This window comes from Ruegeria conchae (assembly GCF_000192475.1).
In the GTDB taxonomy this organism is placed as follows: Bacteria; Pseudomonadota; Alphaproteobacteria; order Rhodobacterales; family Rhodobacteraceae; genus Ruegeria; species Ruegeria conchae.
The window spans coordinates 1-25,960 of record NZ_AEYW01000007.1; the positions used below are offsets into that span (position 1 = coordinate 1).

A 25,960-nucleotide genomic window follows, 5' to 3' on the forward strand; every position below is an offset into this window, starting at 1 on the left:
TTCTCAAAACCCCCGCCAAAAAAGCGGGGGTTTCGCCAATCGGAAACCTGTGTTCTGATTTGAGCCTGTTTTAGATGTCGTTTTTACCCAGCGAAGCGTCTTTTCTGCTTGCTGCAGGTGCGAAGGCCCCGTACCTCTGCCCGTGGGACACCCCTCCCCAACGAGGGGCGTGTATCTGGAAGGGTAATACAGATGACAATCGAACAACCGGCGACGCGGCCGGCCAATCCGCGTTTTTCCTCGGGCCCTTGTGCCAAACCCCCCACATTTGATCTGACCAAACTGGCGGATGCTGCCTTGGGTCGTTCGCATCGTGCTGCGGTCGGCAAGGGCAAGCTGAAGGCAGCCATCGAAGGCACGCGCGAGATTTTGGGCATACCTGCTGACTACCGCATCGGTATCGTTCCTGCGTCTGACACTGGCGCGGTTGAAATGGCGTTGTGGTCTCTGCTGGGCGAACGCAAGGTCGAGATGCTAGCCTGGGAAAGCTTTGGTTCTGGTTGGGTCACTGACGTTGTAAAGCAGCTGAAGATCGATGCCGAGGTGAAGACCGCCGATTACGGTCAGATCGTTGATCTGGCATCTATCGATTTCTCCAATGATGTTGTGTTTACCTGGAACGGCACCACCTCGGGTGTGCGGGTGCCGAATGGCGACTGGATTGCCAAGGACCGTAAGGGTCTGACGATTTGTGATGCGACCTCGGCAGCGTTTGCGATGGATCTGCCTTGGGACAAGCTGGATGTGACCACTTTTAGTTGGCAGAAAGTGCTGGGTGGAGAGGCTGCGCATGGGATGCTAATCCTGTCGCCCCGCGCTGTTCAGCGGCTTGAAAATTATACCCCGGCATGGCCATTGCCGAAGATTTTCCAACTTACCAAGGCGGGCAAGCTAATCGAGGGCATTTTCACCGGAGCAACGATCAACACGCCCTCGATGCTGGCGGTCGAAGACTACTTGTTCGCTTTGGACTGGGCGCGCTCGGTTGGTGGCTTGCAAGGCCTGATCGCCCGTGCGGATTCCAATGCGGGTGCGGTGCATGCGTTCTGCGATCAAAACGACTGGATCGGCAATTTGGCCGAGGACGCAGCGACACGTTCGAACACTTCAGTTTGTCTTAAGTTCACCGACGCGCGTATTCAGGATGGTTCGGCTTTTGCCAAGGCCGTGGCCAAACGGCTCGAAGCCGAAAACATCGCACTGGATATCGGTGCCTATCGCGATGCCCCTGCGGGTTTGCGCATCTGGTGCGGTGGCACGGTCGAGACCTCGGATATCGAGGCGATGTTGCCATGGCTCGCATGGGCCTTCGAGACCGAGATCGCGTCGCAGACTGAAGCTGCCTGATGTTATTGCCGGGCCACCCAAGGCCCGGCGCTTCCATACAATTCAAGGACCAAAGATATGGCCCCCAAAGTACTCGTATCTGACAAACTCAGCGAAACCGCCGTACAGATCTTCCGTGATCGCGGCATTGATGTGGATTTCATGCCCGATCTGGGTAAGGACAAAGACAAATTGGCCGAGGTGATCGGTCAGTATGACGGCCTCGCCATCCGTTCGGCCACCAAAGTCACGCCCACCATTCTTGATAAAGCCGACAAGCTGAAGGTCATCGGCCGTGCAGGGATCGGCACCGATAATATCGACAAGGATGCGGCTTCAAAAAAAGGCGTGATCGTGATGAACACGCCGTTTGGAAACATGATCACCACCGCCGAGCACGCCATTGCGATGATGTTCGCGGTCGCACGGCAAATTCCCGAGGCCAGCACCTCGACCCATGCTGGCAAGTGGGAAAAATCCAAGTTCATGGGGATCGAACTGACCAACAAAACACTCGGCGTGATCGGCGCGGGTAATATCGGCGGCATCGTTTGCGAGCGTGCGCTGGGGCTAAAGATGAAGGTTGTCGCCTATGATCCCTATCTGGGCGAAGAGAAAGCCGCCAAGATGGGCGTTGAAAAGGTCGAGCTGGACGAGCTGCTGTCACGTGCTGACTTTATTACTCTGCACGTGCCGCTGACCGACCAGACTCGTAACATTCTGAGCCGCGAGAACCTTGCCAAAACCAAACCCGGTGTGCGCATTGTCAATTGCGCGCGCGGCGGTTTGGTCGACGAAGACGCGCTGGCGGAGGCGTTGCAGTCGGGACATGTCGCTGGGGCGGCTTTTGATGTGTTCAGCGAGGAGCCTGCCAAAGAGAACGCGCTGTTCAATCTGCCCAATGTTGTGTGCACACCTCACCTTGGCGCGGCAACGACCGAAGCGCAGGAGAACGTGGCGTTGCAGGTGGCCGAGCAGATTTCGAACTACCTGCTGACCGGCGCGGTAGAAAACGCGCTGAACATGCCAAGCGTTACGGCAGAAGAGGCCAAGGTCATGGGGCCGTGGATCAAGTTGGCCGGCCATTTGGGCAGTTTCATTGGTCAGATGACGGACGAACCGATTAAGGCGATCAACATCCTTTATGATGGCGTTGCGGCCGAGATGAACCTGGCGGCTCTGAACTGTTCGGTGGTCGCTGGGATCATGAAGAAATTCAACCCCGAAGTGAATATGGTTTCTGCTCCGGTCGTGGCCAAAGAGCGGGGGATTCAAATCTCGACCACCAATCAGGATAAGTCCGGAGCCTTTGAAGGCTATATCAAGGTGACCGTCGTGACCGGGAAACGCGAACGTTCGATCGGGGGAACCGTGTTCAGTGACGGCAAGCCGCGCTTTATTCAGATCAAAGGCATCAATATCGATGCCGAGGTTGGTGCCCACATGCTTTATACCACCAACGAGGATGTGCCGGGTATCATCGGTGCCTTGGGGCAAACTATGGGCACGCATGGTGTGAACATCGCGAACTTTACCCTTGGTCGTGCTGAGGCGGGAGGCGAAGCGATCGCGCTGTTATACGTCGACGAACCAGTTCCGGCTGAAGCGCGCGCGCAGCTGGCGGAAACCGGTCTGTTTACCCAGATCAAGCCACTGGAGTTTGAGGTGGCCTGAGTGTCGCTGTTGAATTTCTGAAACAGATTGATGCCCGGGCTTATGCAAAGCGCGGGCACCGCCTTTTCAAAGAGTCGTATTTGCGTCAGAAGTGCAGCAATCGCAGATGCCCGAGGGGAACCAGATGACCAACCCGATCTACGCAATCGGTGATTTGCACGGGCGCGTGGACGAGTTTGACCGCGCATTGTCGCTGATTGAGCACGATGGTGGTCCGGACGCCGAAATCGTATTTTTGGGTGATTACGTCGATCGAGGCCCAGATAGCAGGGGCGTCATTGACTGTTTGATCGCAGGACGTGATGCGGGCAGGCGCTGGGTCACCCTGCTAGGCAATCATGACCGGATGTTTTCGTGGTTTCTGGAGGATGTGCCACGTCACGATCCGCATATGTTGGTAGGATATCATTGGCTGCACGAGCGGTTGGGTGGTGTCGAAACACTTCAAAGTTATGACGTGTTCTTCGATCAGCAGACGCGCCTAGAGGATCTACATGCCATTGCACGGGGCGCGGTTCCTGTGGCGCATCGGATGTTTCTGCGGGGGCTCGTGGCCATGCATCAAACGCCAGAGATTGCGTTTGTTCACGCAGGCATCCGGCCCGGAATACCGCTGAGCGAACAACGGGAAAATGATCTGGTGTGGATCAGGCAGAGCTTTCACAATCACCGTGGCCCGCATCCGAAGCTTATCGTCCATGGACATACGCCTGTGGATCGGGCGACGCATTATGGTAATCGCATCAATCTGGATAGCGGTGCAGGGTATGGCCGCCCGATAGGCGTTGCGGTGTTTGAAGGTCGGGATTGCTGGTTGCTGACGGATAAAGGCCGCGTTGCGCTTTTGCCCTGACGATCAGGACTCTGTGAACAGGTCTTTGCAGCGGTCACGCAGGATGTTTTTTTGCACCTTGCCCATGGTATTGCGCGGTAGTTCGTTAAGCAGGATCAGTTGGCGGGGATGTTTAAAACGGGCCAAAGCACCCTGTATCGTATCCATGATCGCTTCGATATCAGGCGTCTGACCGGGGGTCGGAACCAGAATGCCAACCGGGGTTTCTCCAAAATCCGGGTGGGGTACGCCGATCACCGCGCTCTCCAGCACGCCGGGTTGTTCATCCAGCAGCAGCTCGATCTCTTTAGGGTAAATGTTGTACCCGCCTGAGATGATCAGGTCCTTCCCGCGTCCGACGATGTGGACATATCCATCCTCGTCGATCCGTCCCAGATCACCGGTGATGAAGAACCCATTTTCGCGCAGTTCGGCGGCGGTTTTCTCGGGCATTTGCCAATAGCCCTGAAACACGTTGGGGCCGCGTACTTCGATGATCCCGATTCCACCACTTGGCAGAGTCTCCCCCGATTCAGGGTCCGTGACCTTCAATTCGACATCTGGCAAGGGAAATCCAACGGTTCCTGCGCGGCGCTCGCCGTCGTATGGGTTTGACGTATTCATGTTGGTTTCGGTCATTCCGTAGCGTTCCAGAATGCGATGGCCGGTCCGGTCTTCGAATTGAACATGCGTGTCTGCCAGCAAAGGTGCCGATCCTGAAATGAACAGCCTCATATCCTGCGTCAGCTCCCGCGTGAACCGGTCGTCGCTTAGCAGCCGGGTGTAGAAGGTAGGCACGCCCATCATCGTTGTCGCCTGCGGCATCAGGCGCACCATGTCGTCCAGATCGAATTTCGGCAGAAAGATCATCGATCCACCCGAGGCGAGCATGACATTGGTCGCAACAAACAGCCCATGCGTGTGAAAAATCGGAAGTGCGTGGAGCAGCACGTCGCTGTTGGTAAACCGCCACTCGTTTACCAGAGTCTCCGCGTTCGATAGCAGATTGGCTTGCGTCAGCATCGCCCCTTTCGAGTGTCCCGTCGTGCCCGACGTATAGAGGAAAGCGGCCAGATCGTCCTCGGTCCGGCGGACCGGTTCAAAGGCAGGAAGCATCCCCAACGCACGCCGTGTCAGGCTGCCCGAACCGTCCGCGTTCAGCGTCTCTAACCGGGCGTTGTTCTTTTGTGCGATATCAGCAAGCCCTGCCGCATTAGCTGCATCGCAGACAACCAGAGATGCGCCGCTGTTTTCGATGAAATAGCTCAGCTCTTGCGTCGTGTAGCCCGTGTTGAGGGGTAGAAAGATCAGCCCCGCCTGGACACAGGCGGCATAAAGCGCCAGTGCTTCGGCGGACTTCTCCACCTGCACTGCGACACGGTCGCCAGGTTCCAGTTCCAGTCCGGTCAGCGCATTGGCCAAACGGGCGGCCATGTCCAGAAACGCGGCATGGGTCAGTGTCTGACCATCGGCGAGATGCAGAAACGGCGTATCCTTGCCCGCATGAATGCCAAACAAACGATCATAAAGCGGGTTGCCCATCCCGGTTTCCTTTCCATCCGACGCTGGAATTCTGTCTCGTAAATGGCGGGGGGTAAAGCCCGGAAAATCAGAATTCGGTGGACATCCGGTAGCCCGCTGCAAAGTACATTTTGGCGAAGGTCACCGGCTGACCTTGCAGCCATGTGATGCGCTCTGCCGTAAAGACGGGCTCTCCTTCGGACACATCCAAAAACCCGGCCAATGTGGCGTCAGCGCGGCTGGCTAGAAATGTCAGCTCGACATTTGTGAACGGGACGGTTTGCACCAGCCAGTCATTCGGTCCGATACTTGAGAAATCGGCCTGTTCCACTTGCGGTACGCTGTCGATCACGATCCAGCGGTCCTCGAACTGAAAGGGTGTGTTGGTGGAAAAATGCATGCATCGCACATGCATGACTCGCTGATCCACGCGCAGGGCCAGACGAGCCGTCAGCCAATCGGGAGCGGTCTGTGTTTCCTGCGATACCAGAGCATAGCGATAGGTGCCGCCCGCAGCTTCAATCTCATCACGGACCAGAGGAATGGTGAATCGTGCCTGACGCTGCGGAGCGCTGAGAACCCGGGTGCCCGCCTTTCGACGCCTTTCCAGAAACCCTTCATCCGCCAATTCCCGCAGCGCACGGTTGACTGTGGTGCGGGTGCACGAAAATTCCACCGCAAGCTCTTGCTCATTGGGAAGCAGGGCATCCGGTTGCCATTCGCCGGATCGGATGCGTTGCAGGACGGTTTGCTTAATGTCTTTGTAGCTGGTGGTATCGCTTGTCTGGGTCATGATTCAAAGTTCCGCCAGCAGGTCACTCATCGCCGCGCGATAATTGGTCAGGATCGCATCGCGAGCGATGTGCCGCCCGCCGCACACTTGATGTCGCCCGGCAGACCACAAATCGGTCACAGTTCCGTCTGGCGCCGCAAAGCAGAGCCCGTCAAGCAGTTGATCGTCGCGCAGACTGCACAGAGTTGGGTGGCTGCGATCGATTGCGACCAGATCGGCAAGGTGACCCACAGCTATATTTCCAGCCGCGCGCCCAAGGGCTTGCGCTCCACCTCGTGCGGCCCCGGTATATAGAGCCTGACCAACCGATCCTTCGCCGCGCACCAAAACCGTGCGCGCTTTGTCACGCAACCTTTGGGAATATTCCAGCGTCCGCAACTCCTCAGGCAGTGAAATGCGTACATTCGAGTCTGATCCGACACCAAAGGCACCTCCGGCGTCGGTATAGAAAGCCCCATTGAAGATGCCATCGCCCAGATTGGCCTCGGTGATCGGGCAGAGACCTGCCACCGCTCCGGATTGGGCGAGGGCGCGGGTTTCATCATCGGTCATGTGGGTGGCGTGGATCAGGCACCAGCGCTCGTTCACGTCCGCGTTGTTCAGCAACCAATCCACCGGACGCTGACCCAGAGCGGTCTCGACATCCGCGACCTCCTTCTCTTGCTCAGAGATGTGGATGTGCACCGGACCGTTAGGAGTTGCCTCGAGCACCTGATGCAGGTCATCCGGTGAGGTTGCGCGCAAGGAATGCGGCGCGATGCCAATCTGACTATCTGCGTGGGGCAGCAGTGGTTGGCACTCTTCAGTAAGCCGCAAAAACCGATCCACATCATTGCTGAAGCGTAACTGACCCCCTGCCAGCGGCTCTTGTTTGACGCCGCCATAGGTGTAGAGCACCGGCAGATGCGTCAGGCCAATCCCGGTTTGGCTTGCTGCTGAAAAGATGCGCTGGCTCAGCTCGGAAAGCTGCGTATAGGGCGCACCGCCGGGTTGTTGGTGGACATAGTGAAACTCCCCGACCGAGGCATACCCGGCCTCCTGCATTTCCATGAAAACCAGTGCAGCGATGGCTTCGATGTGCTCAGGGGTGAGGCGATCCAGAAAGCGGTACATCAGGGTGCGCCAGGTCCAAAAGCTTTCGCGCCCGGTAGCGCGGGTTTCGGTCATACCGGCCATGGCGCGCTGAAAGGCGTGGCTGTGCAGGTTGGCCAAAGCGGGAAGCAGGACATCGACACGGGTGTCGCTTGGATGGGCGTCTTTCCCGTGTTCCAGCTTCGTGATCCGGCCGTGTTCGATTTCAACCCGAAGATCGCTAACCCAGTCAGAGCCTAACAGGGCCGTTTTGGCATGAACCGTCATCGCAATTCCATTTTGTGTAGACTTTATGTATTTACCCGTATACGAAAAAATCAAGCGCAGGGGGAGCCCAAAAGAATCGCCATGACGAAAAAAACCGTAATTTGCAGCAAACAGGTGGCCACCATGGGGGGCGACCAGCCCTATGGGATGATTGAGGATGGCGCGATTGCCGTCGAAGGATCGCATATCGTATGGGTGGGCCTCCAATCTGAAGTTCCTGCAGCTTATGCTGATTGGCAGCGTGTTGATTTTGGTGACCGACTGATCACGCCCGGGCTGATTGATGCCCACACCCATGTAGTATTTGGCGGCAACCGCGCGGTTGAATTCGAGATGCGCCTAAACGGAGCGACCTACGAGGAAATCGCGCGCGCGGGCGGGGGCATCCTGTCGACCGTAAACGGCACGCGGGCGGCAACAGAAGATGAGCTGCTTGCAAGCGCTCTTCCGCGCGTGGATGCGCTGTTGGCCGAAGGTGTGTCCTGCATCGAAGTGAAGTCCGGCTATGGGTTGGATACCGAAACCGAGTTGCGCATGCTGCGTGCCGCGCGCCGGATTGCGCAGGAGCGACCCGTTCGGGTTAAGACCAGTTTTTTGGGCGCACATGCCACTCCGCCAGAATATGCGGGCCGCGACGATGCCTATATCGATGAGGTTTGCATTCCGACCCTACGCGCGGCCCATGCCGAAGGACTGGTGGACGCGGTGGATGGGTTCTGCGAAGGCATTGCCTTTGACCCCACACAGATCGAACGGGTTTTTGTTGCCGCGCAAGAGCTTGGCTTGCCGGTGAAGCTGCACGCTGAGCAGCTGTCTAACCTCGGCGGGGCTAAACTGGCCGCAGCCTACGGGGCTCTTTCCGCTGATCATATTGAATATCTGGACGCCGACGGTGTTGCCGCCATGGCCACCGCCGGAACGGTTGCGGTCCTTCTGCCCGGCGCATTCTACACGCTGCGCGAGACGCAGATACCGCCAGTTGAGATGTTGCGCCAGCAGAATGTGCCAATGGCGCTGGCGACCGATTGCAATCCGGGGTCATCACCGCTGACCTCTCTGCTTTTGACGATGAATATGGGATGCACCCTGTTTCGCATGACGCCCGAGGAAGCCCTGGCAGGTGTCACCCGCGTCGCGGCCCGCGCCTTGGGTCTGGATAATACGGGCATGATCGCACCCGGTTTGAGTGCTGATCTCGCTGTCTGGGACATCTCCCATCCGGCCGAACTGTCCTATCGCATCGGTTTCAACCCGCTGCACAAACGTATCTTTGGAGGTGAGGAATGACTCCCCTACCGCTCACTCCGGGCCAGGTGTCGCTGGATCAATTGGCTGAGATTTATTGGACCGAGGCTGCGATCTCGCTTGATGATGCCTGCCGACCCAAGGTAGACGCCGCTGCGGCTCGTATAGCGCAAGCCGCCGAAGGGACTGAGCCCGTCTATGGCGTGAATACCGGCTTCGGTAAGCTGGCGAGCCATAAGATTGCGGCCAAGGACACCTCGACCCTGCAGCGCAACCTGATCCTCAGCCACTGTTGCGGGGTGGGTCCTGCGGTGCCGCGTCGTCTGGCGCGGCTGATGATGTCGCTCAAGCTGCTGTCCTTCGGGCGCGGGGCGTCAGGGGTTCGCTGGGAGCTTGTCGAATTGCTGCAACAAATGCTGGCGCGAGGTGTGACGCCCGTGATCCCGGCGCAGGGTTCGGTCGGCGCGTCAGGTGATCTGGCGCCCTTGGCGCATATGACCGCAGTGGTGATCGGGGAGGGCGAGGCAGAGGTAAACGGCTCCGTTATGCCGGGTGCCGAAGCTTTAAGGGCAGCCGGGTTAGAGCCGATTCAGCTTGGTCCAAAGGAAGGTCTTGCGTTCATCAATGGGACGCAATTTTCGACCGCCTTTGCGCTGGCTGGATTGTTCGAAGGCTGGCGTTCGGCGCAAAACGCACTGGTGATATCGGCGGCCTCGACGGATGCAATCATGGGATCCACCGCCCCTCTGCAGCCCGAAATTCACGCGCTGCGGGGGCATCGCGGCCAGATCGAGGCAGCAGCGGCGATGCGGGCCACACTGGACGGCTCTGAAATCCGCGAAAGCCATCGCGATGGGGATACTCGCGTTCAGGACCCATACTGCATTCGTTGCCAGCCACAGGTGACGGGAGCGGCGATGGACGTAATCCGGCAAGCTGCCGCAACACTGGTGATCGAGGCCAACGCGGCCACCGACAATCCACTGGTTTTGACCGATCCGGATACCATCGTATCGGGCGGGAACTTCCACGCCGAGCCGGTGGGCTTTGCCGCGGATATGATCGCACTGGCCCTGTCTGAAATTGGAGCGATCGCACAGCGTCGGATTGCGCTGATGGTCGATCCTGCGCTCAGCTTTGATCTGCCACCATTCCTGACGCCAGAGCCAGGGCTGAACTCGGGCCTGATGATCGCCGAGGTCACTACGGCCGCTCTGATGAGCGAAAACAAGCACCTGGCCAACCCCTGCGTGACAGACAGCACGCCCACATCGGCCAACCAGGAAGACCACGTCTCGATGGCTGCGCACGGGGCGCGGCGGCTGGGCCGGATGGTGGATAATCTGAACTATATTTTGGGGATCGAACTGCTCTGTGCCGCACAAGGCATCGAGTTCCGTGCGCCTCTGGCTACCAGCAAGTCGCTGATCAGCGTCGTTGGGCGTTTGCGCGAGGATATTCCGTCGCTAGGCGATGATCGCTATCTGGCGCCCGAGTTGGAGTCGGCGAAGTCGTTGGTCGAAAGCGGCGCTGTTCTACAGGCGGCTGCTCTGACTATGCCGGAGCTGTCGTGATGCAGGTTTTCAGCGTTCAGCGTGGCGATGGGCCTATCGTTCTGGGACAGCCGCATGGCGGCACGTTTGTACCTGACGACATTGCCGCGCGATTGAACGCGAACGGGCAAAATCTGGCGGATACGGATTGGCACATCAACAAGCTCTACGATGGGCTGGTGGCCAATGCGACGGTCGTGCAATCCCATATCCACCGTTATGTGATCGACGCCAACCGAGACCCTGCGGGCGCATCATTATATCCGGGGCAGAATACGACAACACTGGTGCCATTGACCGATTTTGACGGTCAGACGATCTGGGCAGAAGGACAGGAGCCCTCAGCCGATGAGATTGAAGCGCGACGCATCGCTTACCACGCGCCCTACCACAACGCGCTTGAGCAAGAGCTTGAAAGGGTGCGCGCAAAACACAGGGTTGCGATCCTGTTTGACTGCCACTCGATCCGCAGCAAGATCCCGTTCCTGTTCGAAGGCACCCTGCCGGATATGAACATCGGCACCGATGGTGGGGTGACCTGCGCATCTGGCATCGAGGCTGCGGCCTACGAATTTTCGCATTCCTCCCCTTACAGCACCGTCCTGAACGGGCGATTCCGAGGGGGCTGGACGACCCGCCACTATGGCCGCCCGAATGAAGGCCTGCACGCGATCCAGATGGAGCTGGCGCAATCCACGTATCTTTCCACCGAAACCCCTCCGTGGGCGTTTGACGAGAAGAAAGCCAGCCGTCTGCGCCGCTGGCTGGTGGATATTCTCGACGCCATCCAAGACACCGCATTGGAGCTTTGACATGACCGATCCTCGCAAGAATACCCGCGATATCTATCCGCCCACCGGCCCTGAACTGAACGCAAAAAGCTGGGTGACCGAAGCACCATTGCGGATGATGATGAACAACCTGCATCCGGACGTGGCCGAAAACCCACATGAGCTGGTGGTTTATGGCGGCATCGGTCGCGCGGCGCGGACATGGAACGATTTCGACCGGATCGTCGCAGGGCTGAAGGATCTCGAAGAGGATGAAACCCTGATTGTCCAGTCGGGCAAACCGGTGGCGATCATCCGTACTCATAAAGATGCACCGCGCGTTCTAATCGCCAACTCGAACATCGTGCCGCATTGGGCCAATTGGGATCATTTTAACGAGCTCGATAAGAAGGGCTTGATGATGTACGGCCAGATGACGGCTGGTTCGTGGATCTATATCGGTACGCAGGGCATCGTTCAGGGCACCTATGAGACCTTTGCCGAGGCAGGTCGTCAGCACTATGGCGGTGACCTTACTGGCAAGTGGATTCTGACCGGTGGTCTGGGCGGCATGGGTGGCGCACAGCCTCTAGCAGCGGTGTTTGCCGGGGCCAGTTGTCTGGCAGTTGAGTGCAATCCGGACTCGATCGATTTCCGCCTGCGAACCAAGTATCTCGACGAAAAAGCCGAAACGCTGGACGAAGCGCTTGAGATGATCGACCGCTGGACAAAGGCGGGCGAGGCGAAATCTGTGGGTCTGCTGGGCAATGCGGCGGAGGTGTTCCCCGAGATTTACGCGCGGATGCAGGCCGGTGGCATGCGCCCCGATATCGTCACTGACCAAACCAGCGCCCATGACCCGATCAATGGGTACCTGCCGATCGGTTGGAGCATGGCACAGTGGAAGGACAAGCGTGAGACTGATCCCAAAGCGGTTGAAAAGGCTGCGCGTGCGTCGATGAAACAGCATGTGGCTGCGATGGTTGATTTCTGGAACGCGGGCGTTCCGACGCTCGACTATGGCAACAACATCCGGCAGGTGGCGCAGGACGAAGGCTTGGAGAATGCCTTTGCGTTCCCCGGCTTTGTCCCTGCCTATATCCGCCCGTTGTTCTGCAAGGGCATCGGCCCTTTCCGCTGGTGCGCCCTGTCTGGTGACCCCGAGGATATCTATAAGACCGACGCCAAGATGAAGGAGCTGTTTCCCGAGAACGAACACCTGCATCGCTGGCTGGACATGGCGCAGGAACGCATCGCGTTTCAGGGTCTGCCCGCACGTATTTGCTGGATCGGCCTCGGCGATCGCCATCGCGCCGGATTGGCCTTCAACGAAATGGTAGCCAATGGCGAGCTGAAAGCGCCAGTTGTCATTGGACGAGACCATCTGGACTCGGGCTCGGTAGCCAGCCCCAACCGCGAGACGGAGGCGATGCTGGACGGATCGGATGCGGTATCGGATTGGCCGCTGCTGAACGCGCTGATCAATACGGCGAGCGGTGCGACATGGGTTTCGTTGCATCATGGCGGCGGCGTTGGCATGGGTTTCAGCCAGCACGCAGGTGTGGTGATCTGTGCAGATGGCACCGAAGATGCCGCACGGCGCCTGGAGCGGGTGTTGTGGAACGATCCCGCCTCGGGCGTGTGGCGCCACGCGGATGCGGGGTACGAGATCGCCAAAGACTGCGCCCGCGAACATGGGCTGCGGCTGCCAGGTATTCTGGGCTAGGCCAAACTGCCTCTGGTGAAAATGCTGCACCTGCGATATCTCGCGGGTGCGCAACTCGGAGGCCTGACATGTACGTAGCCACTCTGCTGACCAACCCAGCGACCCCTTCGCTAGAGGCAACGCTGGTCGAGTCGTTGCGGAATGCTTGGGGCGGGGGTGATGCGAACTGGCTGTGTCCCGATGAGGCGGCTGAGTTTTCCTTGCGACATATTCCCGACAATCGCTGGGACGTATGGGCCGACTTGCAGCAGATGGGCGTGGATCTGGTCGTGCAAAAGGCCGAAGGTCGCCGGAAAAAGATGCTGTTGGCCGATATGGACAGCACGATGATCCAGCAGGAATGCATCGACGAACTGGCTGATGAGGCTGGTGTGGGCGATCGGGTCAAGGACATCACCGCACGCGCGATGAATGGCGAGCTGGATTTCGAAGGTGCGCTGACCGAGCGCGTCGGCCTGTTGAAGGGGCTGGATGAAGGCGTGATCGGCAAGGTTCTTGAGGAACGGATCACGCTGATGCCCGGCGGTAAGGCCTTACTTTCCACGATGCGCGCGAATGGTGCCTACGCCGCTTTGGTATCGGGTGGTTTTACCGCTTTTACAGCCAAGGTCGCCGAAGAGCTTGGGTTCGATGAGAACCGGGCGAATACATTGCTGGCTGAGGATGGCAAGCTTACCGGCGACGTGAAGCGGCCCATTCTTGGGCGACAGGCCAAAATTGAGGCATTGGAGCAGATAACGGCCAGCCTTGGCATTTCAGAAAGTGATGCAATCGCCGTTGGTGACGGGGCCAATGATCTGGGAATGTTGGGCCGCGCGGGCACGGGTGTAGCGCTGCACGCCAAGCCCTCGGTCGCTGCCGAATGTGATGTCCGCGTAAATCACGGCGATCTGACTGCTCTGTTATATTTGCAGGGATATGCTAAGGCGTCTCATCGCTACTGATCGCGTATATTCACCTTTCAATTTGGTTGCTCAAAGCCTGCGAGCAGAGTAATTTTGCTGCAATGCTACCGGGTCCCAAAATGCTTCAAGTTCGGTGGTCGAATAACCAAGTTTGATGGCCAAGTTTAGTACCGCGTTCAGAAGCGGTTCTTGAATCTCTCCAATATCTGTTCGCAGGATTCGCTGTACTTTATCTACAGGCGGTGACGAAACGTTGTACTGGGCCGGACCGGCGAACCTGTTCAGAAATAATTTCAACTTTGGATCGTTAGCCGCGTATAGGTCCTCAAACTTATAAATTCCCGAAAATCCTGGCACATCGTGCTGTTCTAAAGCGAATTGGTTGATCTCAAGCCAATTGAACAAGTTTTTCTCGAATGGCGAGAAGGTCTCAGCATTCTCAGCCACATTCTTGTGATAGACAGTTGGGTCGTTCGGATGAATTGCAGCAATTCTTTCCGTGCGCCTACCTCTGGAGACATTTGGAACAAATATCCCATGGGTGGCGTGAGACGCGGCGACACTAAATGGATTTCGAACTAGATGCGCAAATCGCAGAGATTCACCAAAGCGCGCCGCAAAATAGGGCAGCCATGCGTAACTTGTCCAACCTACATCGATGTAGCTTTTGTCTTCCGCAAGAAGATCTTCAATCTCGATCAGCTTGCGCTGGATCTGCACATGTTTGCCAAGAACGCCAAAGTAATTCCGTGGGCGACGGAATACCCTTCTGGAATGATAATCCGGGCCGATTCCTTCATGCTCAACGGTAACTTGAGGCAATGAATCTGCCAGTATCGACGCCAGATTTTGTGTCGATGTTCGACCCGTTGAAAGAAGAAATCTGACGGTCGCCATATTGGTTTCTTAACTCCACTCTTTCCTAAGCAATAAGTCGTGGAATCTTCCGGTGCAAGCTAGGGATTTATCAGCGAAACCCAATCGAATAGACCGGCCACTTGATTATTTAACCAAAAAATTAAATAGTAGACTTATGACGCCACTGCTGACCGCATTTTCCGCCTTGTCTGATGCCACTCGGTTCTCGATTGTTGAGCAACTGATGGACGAAGGCGAGCTGCCCGTCGGCGACCTGATTGAAGGCAAAGGCATGTCAGGGGCTGCGATCTCGCGTCACCTGAAGGTCCTGCGCGAGGCCGGGTTGGTGCAACAACGGGTGCGCGGCACGCAGCGGATGTATTCGGTGCAGCCTGAGGGTCTACGCGCAATTGCCGAGTGGACGATTTCGAAACGACAATTTTGGGAAAGCAGCCTCGACCGTTTGGGCGAACTTATTGAAAAGGAGAACTCATGGCCGACCTGAAACTGGAACGAGATTTTCCCGTCAGCCCCGAGGACCTGTTCGCATGGGTTAGCGATGGCGCAAAGCTGCTGAAGTGGTGGGGGCCTGAGGGTCTGCATGTGCCGGAACATGATCTCGATTTTTCGCGCATTGGTCCGTGGTATTCGGTGATGCAGAATGGCGAGGGCCAGCAATTCAAGGTTTCGGGGCACGTCACCCATATCGATCGGCCAAAATCGGTTGGATTTACATGGGCATGGCACGACGATCAGGATCAGCGCGGTGCCGAAAGCCATGTGACCTTTTCGGTTTCCGCGACCGACAGCGGATCACGGCTGGTGGTCGATCATCGCGAGCTTGTTGATGCCGAGTCGGCCACGAACCACAACGAAGGCTGGACGTCTTCGCTGCGCAAGCTCGAAGCACTTTGCAATTAGGTTTTCATCAGGGAGGAGCGATGTGCCCCAATATTTGTTTGTTTATCACGGGGGCCACACCCCAACTGATCCCGCCGAGGTCGAGGCGACCATGGCCGCCTGGGGTGCATGGTTTCAGGACATTGGCGGTTCGCTGGAGGTTCCCGGAAACCCCGTGGGTCAATCCTATACGGTCAGCAGAGGCGGGGTCGAAGATAATGGCGGCGCCAATCCGGCCTCGGGGTTTACGGTTGTAAAGGCTGATAGCATCGAAGCCGCAACCGCGATGGCCAAGGGCTGCCCGATGGTGGTGAACGGCTCAGGCTCGGTCGAAGTGGCCGAGGTGCACGAGATCGAGATGTAAGTCTTAGCCGGGGAAGTCCGGCGCTGGCTTGATCACACCACATTCCAGCCCGCGACGGCTGTATTGCGTAGCGTTCATGAATTTGCGGGTGGCCGGGTGATCGGCCGCCAGCACGCCCAAGCTTACCAGAATGGCCGCGATGGCGCATTCGCTGGCGCGGGTCGTGCCATCGGTGATTTTCAACGCCACACCCATCCTCTTCTCGGGAATGATGGCGACAAAGACGGCTTCGGCCCCTGTTTTGATTGCCACGCGTCCATTCATCGCGCGCATTAATTCGGTACAGGCGCGGGTTTCTCCGGCGACAAGTTCAGGGTGCTTCACCATCGCCGCCGTAAGCTGCACCGCCGCTTCGCTGGAGCGATCAGAACGGTCTGCGGCAGAGGCAAACCAAGCCATCGATCGTGCAAGCCCTACCAGTGACGTCGCAAAATTTGGGGCCGAGCAACCATCGATCCCATAGGTTGGGCTGGTCTCGCCTGTGGTTTCTTCTATGGCAGACAGACAGGCCTGCTGAACTGGATGGTCGATTTCCAAGTATTCCGGCCCGGCGCCCATATGCTGTGCCAATGTCAGGAACCCGCTATGCTTGCCTGAGCAATTGTTGTGTATCTGGCAGGGCGTATCGTCCGCCAGGATCAGTCCGTCTCGGGCTGCCATGTCAGCGGGTTCCTGCGGACCGCAGCGCAGATCGAGCTCGGACAGGCCGAGGTGATCGAGCCATGCGGACACGCGATCGGTATGGATATGCGCCCCGTTATGCGAGGCACAGGCCAGTGCCAGATGTTCGCTGTTCAAACCGTATTTCGCCGCCGCACCCGAGGTGATCAACGGCAGGGCCTGGATCATTTTGGCCGAGGATCGGGGGTAGATTATCGCGTTCGGATCCCCCCAACTGCGCACGATCTGACCACGATCGTCACAGATCACTGCGTGACCCAGATGCAGGCTCTCTAATAGCGATCCGCGCCAGAGTTCTGTCATCGGTACGGCTTGTGTCATGTCCACCCCATAAATCATGCGCAAAAATCTGCCAATCGCCCTTTCGCCTGTGGCGAAACCTGCGTTAGTGTGTGTATGTCGACAATCATCGGAATACGCAACTGAACAGACGAACCGGCAGGGTTCGCACGCATGTCCGATGGGTATGAGGTATTAGGTCGGGCTAGGAGGCTGGACAGATGGGACTAAAGCTCGTTCGCGTGATCGCGGGCCTGTGTATGGCAGGAATGGCGACAACGGCAATCGCTCAGCAGGCGACTAGTACGAACCGCGTCGCGGCAAAGACCGATTGGAGCGTGTTTGTCGAAGAAGACCCCACCGAATGCTGGAGCGTTTCCGCGCCCAAGGAAACAGTGAACACACGCGGTGGTCGCGTCGTTTCCGTGCGGCGCAGCGATATCCTGCTGTTTGTGTTCTACCGCCCAAATGCTGAGGTCAAAGGGCAAGTGACCTTTACCGGCGGCTATCCGTTTGCCTCTGGATCGACTGTCAATCTACTTGTCGATGGCAGCGAATTCGAACTGTTCACGGATGGCGAATGGGCGTGGCCTGCAACTGCCTCGGACGATGCCAAGATCGTCACGGCTATGAAGCGCGGAAGCGAAGCCGTGCTGACTGCCCGTTCGGAACGTGGAACACAAACCAAAGATACGTTCTCATTGCTGGGTTTCACGGCCGCGATCGAAGACGCTGAAAAGCGCTGCACGAACTAAAGTGCACACAGATATGACCTCGAAACCCCGCTATCCGGCGGGGTTTTCTACGTATGGGTAGATCTTTTGGGTTTATTGGAAATTTATCCAACGTCAGAATGTGTTTTTGATCCGTGTCAAAGCCGACTTCTCAAATTTCTGAACTAATCAGTTTAGACCAATTTGAGGAGTTGGCAATGAATCCAAACAAATATCTGTCCGCGCTTTTGGTGGCGTCTTCGGTGATCCTTGCAGGATGCGAGAAGGAAGCGGAAACTTATCCAATTACGGGTGAGCAATGTGGACCGGAAGATCCCGTAAAAACTCTGGATGCAGAAGATTGTTACATCCCACCTGCAGTAAACTGATAAAAATGGACCGCTGAGGTTTCTGCCTTGGCGGTCCAACTTGATTGGGCGTGGGTTTTGATCTGTGATAGACAGGTGTCTCTGTCAGGAGGATCGAGGTATGCGATGGGCTATTGTTTTTCTGCTGTTTCCCATGTCCGCAGTTGCGGACCCAACACTGGAGTGTATCGACGCCGGATCGCAGGTTGAGATTGGGTCTTGTGTTTCGGACATGGAAACGCGCGTGAATGCCGCGATAGACTCCAGCTATTCCTTGGCACTTGGCGCTGCAAGGGAACTGGATGACGTCACCGGCCGCGCTGTTGCCACGCCCGCGCTGGAGGCATCGCAAAACGCGTGGACAGCTTATCGCGATGCACAGTGCGAAGCGGTGGGTGCGTCGTTTGGTGGTGGATCAGGCACCGGCATTGCCATAACTGCGTGCCGCGTTGATCTTGGGCGGGCACGTGTTGACGAATTGCTGCGCTATGCAAATTGATGCACGATTTCTTTTGATCTTTGTGCGCGTTCCTATATAGAGGCGCATCCCAAGCCAGAATCCATTGAGATAGCCACATGTCGCCCAAAGCGCCGATCACTCAAGATGTCATGACCATCCCCCGCAAATTGCCCGAGGGGAAGGTGAACCTTGTTGGCCTCACCCGTGATCAATTGCGCGATGTGCTGATTGAGCATGGTACACCGGAAAAGCAGGCAAAGATGCGCACCGGCCAGATCTGGCAGTGGATCTATCAATGGGGTGTGCGCGATTTTGGTGAGATGACCAACCTCGCCAAAGCTTATCGGGCACAACTTGCCGAGAATTTCTTAATCGAAATCCCCGAAGTCGTGACACGTCAGGTGTCCGAGGACGGCACACGCAAATACCTGTGTCGCATCGCGGGAGGGCACGAAGTAGAGGTCGTCTACATCCCCGAAGAAGATCGCGGTACGCTGTGCATCTCGTCTCAGGTCGGCTGCACGCTGACCTGCTCATTCTGTCATACGGGTACACAGAAACTGGTGCGCAATCTGACTGCGGCAGAGATCGTCGGGCAGGTCATGATGGCGCGGGACGATCTTGAGGAATGGCCGACACCCGGTGCCCCCAAAGACGAGACACGGCTATTGTCGAATATCGTGCTGATGGGTATGGGCGAGCCGCTCTATAACTTTGAAAATGTCCGTGACGCAATGAAGATTGCCATGGACCCCGAAGGAATTTCTCTGTCGCGCCGACGTATTACCCTGTCGACTTCGGGTGTGGTGCCTGAAATTGAACGTACCGCCAAGGAAATTGGCTGCCTATTGGCGATCTCGTTCCACGCCACAACCGATGAAACCCGCGACGTGCTGGTGCCAATCAACAAGCGCTGGAACATCGAAGAGCTGCTGCAGGCACTGGCCAGCTACCCCAATGCCTCGAACTCCGAGCGAATTACGTTTGAATACGTGATGCTGGATGGCGTGAACGACAGCGATGAGGACGCGCATCGACTGATCGAGCACATCAAGCGCCATAAGATTCCGGCCAAAATCAACTTGATTCCGTTCAACGAATGGCCCGGTGCGCCTTACAAGCGTAGCTCGAACAATCGCATCCGAGCCTTTGCCAATATCATCTATCAGGCGGGTTATGCCTCACCCATCCGCAAAACGCGCGGTGAGGATATCATGGCTGCCTGCGGGCAGTTGAAATCGGCCACCGAACGCGCCCGAAAATCGCGCAAGCAGATTGAGGCCGAGGCTGGCCTGAACCGTTAGATTCCGCAGATTGTCCGCCACTACGATAAACTTAATAAATTGAATGCTGTTTTGGCATTCAGAATTTGCTATGTCTAAGGGGCATCTGCTCTGGTTGGGGGGTCACTAGCAAACACAAAGTGGTGAAGTTGCTGGGGCGGTGCTGGCAACACTATTTAAGGCCGCTATCATTTTTCGAACTTAATGCGGCATTTCGGCGAACTGATCAGTCAGGGAGGCCATAGAATGATTACAAGACACCTGCCGATCGTTAAGATCGTGCTGTTTATTGCGGTATTGGGGCTTATTTCTGTTGCGGGAAATGCACAGAACAACGATCAGGATGCTCATCTGGCCATTGAAAACCCGGCTGATCTGTCCAAGGAAGATGCTCAGGCTCATTACAAATCTCTGTCCCGGCGCATGGAACGAGGCTATGCCGCAGCCCAGTTGGACGTGCTTTTGAACTATCAAGCCTGGCCGCTGTTCAACGATGCGCCGTATATCTCGGCCACCCATGGGCAGCGCTATGTCAACAGCTACGCCAATCGCATGGCGCATAATTACGGAACCTTGCAGGAAGGTGAGCTGTTGCCTGTGGGCTCGGTTCTGGCCAAAGACAGCATGACAGTCACCGACGAGGGTAACGTGCATCCGGGTGCCTTGTTCGTGATGGAAAAACTACCGGCGGGTACCAACCCTGAGACAGCAGATTGGCGATATATCATGGTGATGCCGGATGGTTCACTGTTTGGCGACACGATGGGCTTTCGCGCGTCCGAGGTCGATTACTGCCATGTCTGCCACGAGGCCGTTGCTGACAGGGATTATACGTTTTACGTACCTGAAGAGTATCGCGTCGAGAACTGAACTTCAGCTTGCCGGTAAGCTCAGTTCGGTGGCCTCACGGCGGCTAAGTTGTTCACCCTGCTTGCGTTTGGACAGAACCTCGCGTGCACGCGCGTATTTCTCATCCTGCCAGAAGATCAAACAGCCGTTGCAGCCTTTGCCGCAACACCCTTCGGTTCCGATGCGATTGGTTTTGAAGCGACGTTCGTTGCCGTCTTCTCCGATCTTCTCAATCAGTTCATCGCGGCGGCGCGCATAAGCTTTGGCGTTGTCGCGACCCGTGGTCTCCACCCCTTGCACCAGCTTGTCGAACCGAATGCGGCTCCAGTGTTCGTCCGTCAGGGCGCGTTCCTTGCGCAGGACCGAGTAGACAGGGAAACGCGCGCGTAAATCTTCGATATCCTCGTGATCGAACAGCGTGAATGGCAGGCGGATAATTGTCTTAGTGCTCCCATGCACCACGTCTAGTCTCGCGCCATCTTGGGCGCGTTCAAAGTCATAGACTCGTAACAGAACCGTCTCGCGTGAAATCGGAGAGACGAAGTCCAACACGTCCTCCGGTTCCAGCTTGTTTTTCACCTCAACCAGAAAGGCATCCTGAATCACCTCGGTGACGATCCCCGCATATTCCCACTGCGCGATAGACGCAGTGTGCTCGTAGTCATGGGCGTAGTTTGTCAGTCGGCCTTCGTGGAAGGCCAGCGTGTAGCCTCGGTTCCCGACGGTTTCGAGCTCACGCATGTAAGGTTTCGGGTCCCAGTTCTCGGGGTCGGCGTGATAATCGTCGATAGCCATGCGATAGGCGCGCGCGACGATGGCAGCATAGTATTCCGACTTGCCGCGCCCTTCGACCTTCAGGCTGTCGACGCCGATCTTCAGGTATTCATCCAGTTTCGGCATAATGCACAGATCGCGCGAGTTGAGGATGTAGGACCCCCGGTCATCCTCTTCGATGGGCATTAAATCGCCGGGGCGGCAGCCTTCTTCCAACAAGAACTCGAACAGGTCGGCGTTTTCGTCGGTAATGCGTAGCTCCTGATGCGTGCCATCTTTGAGGCGCAGCTTCAGACCATAATTCCAGCGGCAGGAATTGGCGCAGTTGCCTTGGTTCGCTCCGCGTTCGGCCATGAAGTTCGATAGCAGGCAGCGGCCCGAATAGGTCATGCACATGGCGCCGTGGACGAATGCCTCAAGCTTGATGTCGGGACATTTTTCGCGAATCTCGACCAGTTCGGGGTATGAGACTTCGCGCGCCAGTACTACAAGCTCAGCCCCCTGATCCTGCCAGAACTTCACCGACAGCCACGAACAGATATTGGCTTGCGTCGAGATATGCAGCGGCAGTTCCGGTGCCCGTTCGCGGACGTATTGGAACACTCCGGGGTCGGCGATGATCAGCCCGTCAGGTTTCACCTTGCGGACAGTGTCGATGTATTCGTCCAGCTTCGGAATGTCCTTATTGTGCGAGAACAGGTTCAGCGTCAGGTACGCGCGCCGGCCATGGTTATGGCAGAACTCGACCCCCTCGATTACCTCTTCCAGCGAGAACTCGGATTTCGTGCGCAGCGACATATCCGGTGTGCCCAGATAGACCGCATCCGCGCCATATAGGATGGCGAGTTTTAACTTGCGTAGATTGCCCGCAGGCATCAGCAATTCGGATCTGGACTGGGTCATAGAGATACCGGGCTAAGGATCAAGGGCGTCTTCTACGCCAAAACCCCTGTGCCCAAAACCCCGTTACCTGCGACTGAACCGCGCTGTGCCGATGACCTCGATCAGTTGTTTTCGAACAGGTTCCGGTTGCGCCTCGACCGCGTTCAGCACCTCGCGCAATTCGGCGCGCAGCCCATGCATCTGGTCGATCAGCGAGATCATCATCGACAGTGCGTCGGCCTCCATATCGTATTGGTCATGCAGCTCGCATGCCAGTTCCAGTCGGGCAACGTCAATGCGCTGATATCGCAGCCCTTGCTCCGATTGCTCGGGGATCACGATCTCAGCTGCCAGATATTCGGTTAGGCGATCCGAAGTCAGGCGGGCGATGGTTTCGATCAGTTCGGCTTCGGTCAATGTGCGGCTCATGACGGCATTCCTTTGCGCGGATCATAGCTGTGGGTTTCGCGCCATGTCTCCATGAATTGCTTCAATTCATCGTCTACCATGTCCGGCATTGCGACGGTCAGTTCGATGAACTGATCACCCCTATCGGACGAGCCGCGCTTCTTGACCCCTTTGCCACGCAGGCGCAGGGTTTTGCCGCTGCTGGTCCCTGCAGGGACACTGACATTGACGCCCCCGTCGATGGTGGGCGCTTGGACCTTGCCGCCCAATACCGCCTCGTCAATGGTGATGGGCAACGTAATATGGATGTCATCGCCCTGACGGTCAAACACCGGATGATCCGTGACCGAGATGGTGACCAGCGCATCCCCAGGAGGGCCTTCACCATATCCCGGTGCTCCCTTGCCACGCAGGCGGATGGTTTGACCGGTCGTGATGCCCGCCGGTATCTTCACTTCAATCCGGTTCCCATTCGGTAGGGTCAGCTTTTGGCTGGCGCCGAATACAGCATCCAGAAAACTGATATGCAGTGAGTAATTCAGGTTGTGCCCTGGCGCGTGGAACTCTTGTGTTCGTTGGCCATAACCACCCCGCCCGCGCATGAACTCGGCGAAGATGTCGGACATGTCGTCTTGCTCGGTCGAATACCCGCGATAGGGGTTGCCTGCAGCTTCGGCATAGTCCCGATAATATTGCTGCCGTGGACGTTCCTGACCGGACGCATCGATCTCGCCATTGTCATAGCGTTTGCGTGTTTCGGGATCTTTCAACAGGTCATAAGCAGCGGCAGCGGCTTTGAACTTGGCTTCGGCTTCCGCATCACCCGGCTTAAGGTCCGGGTGACACTCCTTCGCGATCTTCCGGTAGGCTTTCTTGATCTCGGCATCGTTGGCGTCTTTGGCGACGCCAAGAACGGAATAGGGATCGTCGCTCATATTGCCTCTCGTCGATGTAGGTATGGTCTGGCCTTGATGAAGGTATTTTATCATGTGATTTCAACAGGTCAAAAAACCTTCGGAGTCGAATTACCTCGCAAATTCTGGTTGTCCTGCTAATATCTGCATGTTTCGAAGTGTTGATTGTCGGAGATCACCTTATGTCGCGCAGAATAAAATCCGCTCTCGCGTTACTAGTCGGGAATGCCATCGGGTTGTTGCTTGCTTCGCTGCTGCTGGCGGGCTTTGCAATCAAGCCGATCTCGTTCATCGTTGTAGTGATTGTCTTTACGCTGGTTCAAGTCGTAGCCGAACCGTTGATCCTGAAGCTGGGCGAGAAGAAGGCCCCGGCGCTGAAAGGTGGGATCGCACTGATTGTCACATTTGTGGGCTTGCTGGTGACCGATCTGATAACAGCGGGGCTAACAGTTGGAGGTATTTCCAACTTACTGGCAGCGACTTTGCTGGTATGGCTGGGCGCGTTGATCGCCAGCATCGTGCTGCCAATCTACGTGTTCACCGAGCTGCGTGAACCTAAGAAGAAATCATAACGCGTTCAGGCTGGCCTCGATCGCCGGCCACAGTTCTTCTACCGGCTCGCACCCGACAGACAAGCGGATAAAGGCAGGGTCGACCGCATCGCCCCAGCGGGCACGCCGCTCGGCTGAGCTGTGGACACCGCCGAAGGATGTGGCAGGGCGCAGCAGGGGGCAGGCGTTGATGAACTGTTCGGCCTTGGCCTCAGACTCCAGCGTGATTGTCAGCAGAAAACCGAACCGAGCGGTTTGGGCAGCCGCCAATGCGTGCGATGGATCACCGGGCAGGCCGGGATAGCGAATGTGTTTCACGGCCGGGTGCGATGCCAACAGTTCGGCCAGAACTTGCGCCGAGCTACACATGCGATCAAACCGCACATCCAGCGTTTCAAGGCCACGGTGCAACAACCACGCCTCGTGCGGCCCCGGTATCGCACCTGAAACGCGGCGCCAATCCTCTACCCGTTCCATGATTTGCGCATCGCGGCTGGCGACATGGCCCATCAGCAGGTCCGAATGCCCGCCCATCGCCTTCGTATCCGAACTCACCACCACATCGACGCCAAGGTCCAGTGGGCGTTGGCCCAATGGTGTCATGGTTGTGTTGTCGGCAATCGTGATGCCACCAGCCTCGCGCACGGGCCTGGCGATTGCTGGCAGATCAAGCATATCCAGACCGGGGTTCGATGGGCTTTCCAAGAACACGACATCAATTCCATCAAAGCCACCTTCGGCAAAGGCAGTAGTTGGGCGTTCGACGATTGAAACGCCTAGATTCGACAGGAACCGGTCGGCCAGTAGCCGGGTCACATAGTATCCGTCGGATGGGATCAGCAAACGAGACCCTGCTTTGACCGTGGCAAACAGCGCAGCCGAAATCGCCCCCATGCCAGAAGGAAAGCTGAGGCAAGGCGCGTTTTCGAGATGCGACAGGACGTGCTCCAGGTGAACCCAAGTCGGGTTGTCGACTCGGCCATAACTGGCGTGACCGTCTGGATCACCCGGCAAATGAAACATGCTGCTTTGGGTCAATGGCAGGGCCACAGGCTCGCCCTTGTCCAACGCGTTTCCGCGCAGGTGGAGCATCTCGCCGGTCTTGGGTTTAGTCATAGCTCAGCGCCCCGGAATTTGGTCACGCGGGGGAGCAGGTTCCCAGTTCTCGATGATCTCGACCGCCTCTTGCGCGGTGTCGACAAAGCGGAACAGGTCCAGATCTTCGTCCGAGATGGTGCCCGCGTCCGCCAGCGCCTCCCAGTTGATGACTCTCTCCCAGAACTCACGCCCGAACAGCAGGAACGGAACGCGTTCCATCCGTCCTGTCTGGATTAGGGTCAGGGATTCGAACAACTCATCCATGGTGCCGAACCCGCCCGGGAAAATAGTGATGGCGCGGGCGCGCATCAGGAAGTGCATTTTGCGGATAGCAAAATAGTGGAAGTTGAAGCTGAGATCAGGCGTTACATACAGGTTCGGGGCCTGTTCGTGCGGCAGCACGATGTTCAGGCCGATCGAATAGCCACCCGCATCCAGTGCACCGCGATTACCCGCTTCCATTACGCCGGGTCCGCCGCCGGTGACGATCACATTCTCACGGCAACCGGTCTGGTTCGATTTCTCTGTCATCAGGCGCGCAAACTCGCGCGCCTCATCGTAGTATTTTGACAGCCCGGCCAAAGTCTCAGTCCGCGCCGTGTGTTTCTGGGCTGGTTCCGGGATGCGCGCACCGCCAAACATGACGATAGTCGAGGTGATCTCACGCTCGGTCATGATCATCTCGGGCTTGAGCAACTCCAGTTGCAGGCGAACGGGGCGCAGCTCATCCCGGCACAGGAAATCATCATCAGCGAAGGCAAGTCGATAGGCCGATGACCGCGTCTGCGGCGTGTCCGGCACTTCGCTTGCGGTCGAGCGGTCGGTCTGTGCGTCGCGAAAGGGGCTGAGGCGATCTTCTCTCATAAACGGGGTT

27 protein-coding genes are annotated in these 25,960 nt (G+C 57.2%); 17 read left to right on the plus strand and 10 right to left on the minus strand.

Going from position 1 to position 25,960, the window contains the following annotated elements:
- Positions 1-192 precede the first annotated feature (192 nt).
- The 3 genes from G7G_RS0108975 (at position 193) to G7G_RS0108985 (ending at position 3,853) form a co-directional block, all read left to right on the plus strand.
- Entirely contained in the window at positions 193-1,347 is a 1,155-nt protein-coding gene (locus tag G7G_RS0108975) for a phosphoserine transaminase (protein WP_010440642.1), read from the plus strand.
- A 57-nt stretch (positions 1,348-1,404) separates the two neighbouring features.
- Positions 1,405-3,000 carry a phosphoglycerate dehydrogenase gene (gene serA / locus G7G_RS0108980; protein WP_010440643.1) on the plus strand — a complete coding sequence of 532 codons (1,596 nt, stop codon included), beginning with the start codon at positions 1,405-1,407 and terminating at the stop codon, positions 2,998-3,000.
- Positions 3,001-3,124: 124 nt separating this feature from the next.
- The gene (locus G7G_RS0108985) at positions 3,125-3,853 is read left to right on the plus strand and encodes a metallophosphoesterase family protein (protein ID WP_029621865.1); all 729 of its coding nucleotides are present in this window, start codon (positions 3,125-3,127) and stop codon (positions 3,851-3,853) included.
- 3 nt (positions 3,854-3,856) lie between these two features.
- On the opposite strand, the gene G7G_RS0108990 is transcribed toward G7G_RS0108985, so the two are convergent.
- The 3 genes from G7G_RS0108990 to G7G_RS0109000 form a co-directional block, all read right to left on the minus strand.
- On the minus strand, positions 3,857-5,374 hold the full coding sequence (locus G7G_RS0108990; RefSeq protein ID WP_010440647.1) for a malonate--CoA ligase: 1,518 nt from the start codon (positions 5,372-5,374) through the stop codon (positions 3,857-3,859).
- Between the two features lie 67 nt (positions 5,375-5,441).
- Positions 5,442-6,146, minus strand: coding sequence for a GntR family transcriptional regulator (locus tag G7G_RS0108995; RefSeq protein WP_010440649.1), 705 nt, complete (start codon positions 6,144-6,146; stop codon positions 5,442-5,444).
- A gap of 3 nt (positions 6,147-6,149) precedes the next feature.
- Positions 6,150-7,505: a formimidoylglutamate deiminase gene (locus G7G_RS0109000; RefSeq protein WP_010440650.1), complete on the minus strand. Its 1,356-nt coding sequence runs from the start codon at positions 7,503-7,505 to the stop codon at positions 6,150-6,152.
- Positions 7,506-7,586: 81 nt separating this feature from the next.
- Between G7G_RS0109000 and hutI the strand changes: the two genes are divergently transcribed.
- The 5 genes from hutI (at position 7,587) to serB (ending at position 13,743) form a co-directional block, all read left to right on the plus strand.
- A complete protein-coding gene (gene hutI, locus G7G_RS0109005) occupies positions 7,587-8,792 on the plus strand; it encodes an imidazolonepropionase (protein ID WP_010440652.1) in 1,206 nt (401 codons plus the stop codon).
- Complete coding sequence (gene hutH, locus G7G_RS0109010) at positions 8,789-10,324, plus strand: histidine ammonia-lyase (protein ID WP_010440654.1); 1,536 nt, start codon at positions 8,789-8,791, stop codon at positions 10,322-10,324. Before hutI ends, hutH begins: the two co-directional genes overlap by 4 nt.
- Complete coding sequence (gene hutG, locus G7G_RS0109015; RefSeq protein ID WP_010440656.1) at positions 10,324-11,115, plus strand: N-formylglutamate deformylase; 792 nt, start codon at positions 10,324-10,326, stop codon at positions 11,113-11,115. Before hutH ends, hutG begins: the two co-directional genes overlap by 1 nt.
- A gap of 1 nt (position 11,116) precedes the next feature.
- Positions 11,117-12,799, plus strand: coding sequence for a urocanate hydratase (gene hutU, locus G7G_RS0109020; RefSeq protein WP_010440659.1), 1,683 nt, complete (start codon positions 11,117-11,119; stop codon positions 12,797-12,799).
- Between the two features lie 68 nt (positions 12,800-12,867).
- A complete protein-coding gene (gene serB / locus G7G_RS0109025; RefSeq protein ID WP_010440661.1) occupies positions 12,868-13,743 on the plus strand; it encodes a phosphoserine phosphatase SerB in 876 nt (291 codons plus the stop codon).
- Between the two features lie 30 nt (positions 13,744-13,773).
- On the opposite strand, the gene G7G_RS0109030 is transcribed toward serB, so the two are convergent.
- Entirely contained in the window at positions 13,774-14,601 is an 828-nt protein-coding gene (locus G7G_RS0109030; protein WP_010440664.1) for a hypothetical protein, read from the minus strand.
- Between the two features lie 136 nt (positions 14,602-14,737).
- On the opposite strand from G7G_RS0109030, the gene G7G_RS0109035 reads away from it, so the two are divergent.
- From G7G_RS0109035 to G7G_RS0109045, 3 genes are read left to right on the plus strand one after another with little or no spacing between them, the layout of a single operon-like run.
- On the plus strand, positions 14,738-15,067 hold the full coding sequence (locus G7G_RS0109035) for an ArsR/SmtB family transcription factor (RefSeq protein WP_010440666.1): 330 nt from the start codon (positions 14,738-14,740) through the stop codon (positions 15,065-15,067).
- Positions 15,055-15,483: an SRPBCC family protein gene (locus G7G_RS0109040; protein ID WP_010440668.1), complete on the plus strand. Its 429-nt coding sequence runs from the start codon at positions 15,055-15,057 to the stop codon at positions 15,481-15,483. Before G7G_RS0109035 ends, G7G_RS0109040 begins: the two co-directional genes overlap by 13 nt.
- Positions 15,484-15,505: 22 nt before the next feature.
- The gene (locus G7G_RS0109045) at positions 15,506-15,826 is read left to right on the plus strand and encodes a YciI family protein (protein WP_010440670.1); all 321 of its coding nucleotides are present in this window, start codon (positions 15,506-15,508) and stop codon (positions 15,824-15,826) included.
- A gap of 3 nt (positions 15,827-15,829) precedes the next feature.
- On the opposite strand, the gene G7G_RS0109050 is transcribed toward G7G_RS0109045, so the two are convergent.
- Entirely contained in the window at positions 15,830-16,828 is a 999-nt protein-coding gene (locus G7G_RS0109050) for an asparaginase (protein WP_029621866.1), read from the minus strand.
- 179 nt (positions 16,829-17,007) lie between these two features.
- Between G7G_RS0109050 and G7G_RS0109055 the strand changes: the two genes are divergently transcribed.
- From G7G_RS0109055 to G7G_RS0109075, 5 genes are all read left to right on the plus strand, one after another.
- The gene (locus G7G_RS0109055) at positions 17,008-17,541 is read left to right on the plus strand and encodes an invasion associated locus B family protein (RefSeq protein WP_010440673.1); all 534 of its coding nucleotides are present in this window, start codon (positions 17,008-17,010) and stop codon (positions 17,539-17,541) included.
- A gap of 176 nt (positions 17,542-17,717) precedes the next feature.
- Positions 17,718-17,888, plus strand: coding sequence for a hypothetical protein (locus G7G_RS24520; RefSeq protein WP_010440674.1), 171 nt, complete (start codon positions 17,718-17,720; stop codon positions 17,886-17,888).
- Between the two features lie 100 nt (positions 17,889-17,988).
- Positions 17,989-18,366, plus strand: a complete 378-nt coding sequence (locus tag G7G_RS0109065) for a lysozyme inhibitor LprI family protein (RefSeq protein WP_010440675.1) — start codon at positions 17,989-17,991, stop codon at positions 18,364-18,366.
- A gap of 77 nt (positions 18,367-18,443) precedes the next feature.
- A complete protein-coding gene (rlmN, locus tag G7G_RS0109070) occupies positions 18,444-19,631 on the plus strand; it encodes a dual-specificity RNA methyltransferase RlmN (protein WP_010440676.1) in 1,188 nt (395 codons plus the stop codon).
- Positions 19,632-19,856: 225 nt separating this feature from the next.
- Positions 19,857-20,480 carry a cytochrome P460 family protein gene (locus tag G7G_RS0109075; RefSeq protein WP_010440677.1) on the plus strand — a complete coding sequence of 208 codons (624 nt, stop codon included), beginning with the start codon at positions 19,857-19,859 and terminating at the stop codon, positions 20,478-20,480.
- 3 nt (positions 20,481-20,483) lie between these two features.
- On the opposite strand, the gene G7G_RS0109080 is transcribed toward G7G_RS0109075, so the two are convergent.
- The 3 genes from G7G_RS0109080 to G7G_RS0109090 all read right to left on the minus strand — a co-directional run bounded on the left by G7G_RS0109080 (position 20,484) and on the right by G7G_RS0109090 (position 23,458).
- Positions 20,484-22,136, minus strand: a complete 1,653-nt coding sequence (locus G7G_RS0109080) for a peptidase U32 family protein (protein WP_010440679.1) — start codon at positions 22,134-22,136, stop codon at positions 20,484-20,486.
- Positions 22,137-22,199: 63 nt separating this feature from the next.
- A complete protein-coding gene (locus G7G_RS0109085; protein ID WP_010440680.1) occupies positions 22,200-22,544 on the minus strand; it encodes a hypothetical protein in 345 nt (114 codons plus the stop codon).
- Positions 22,541-23,458: a DnaJ C-terminal domain-containing protein gene (locus G7G_RS0109090; protein ID WP_010440682.1), complete on the minus strand. Its 918-nt coding sequence runs from the start codon at positions 23,456-23,458 to the stop codon at positions 22,541-22,543. The genes G7G_RS0109085 and G7G_RS0109090 overlap by 4 nt, the downstream gene beginning before the upstream one ends.
- Positions 23,459-23,619: 161 nt before the next feature.
- Here G7G_RS0109090 and G7G_RS0109095 point away from each other — a divergent pair, with 161 nt between their 5' ends.
- The gene (locus G7G_RS0109095) at positions 23,620-24,009 is read left to right on the plus strand and encodes a hypothetical protein (protein WP_010440684.1); all 390 of its coding nucleotides are present in this window, start codon (positions 23,620-23,622) and stop codon (positions 24,007-24,009) included.
- Here the strand turns inward: G7G_RS0109095 and G7G_RS0109100 are convergent.
- Positions 24,004-25,104 (minus strand): cystathionine gamma-lyase, encoded by a 1,101-nt coding sequence (locus tag G7G_RS0109100; protein WP_010440686.1) that lies wholly within the window; start codon positions 25,102-25,104, stop codon positions 24,004-24,006. The two genes, G7G_RS0109095 and G7G_RS0109100, sit on opposite strands and share 6 nt — an antisense overlap.
- Before the next feature lie 3 nt (positions 25,105-25,107).
- Positions 25,108-25,950 (minus strand): LOG family protein, encoded by an 843-nt coding sequence (locus G7G_RS0109105; protein ID WP_010440688.1) that lies wholly within the window; start codon positions 25,948-25,950, stop codon positions 25,108-25,110.
- Positions 25,951-25,960 lie beyond the last annotated feature (10 nt).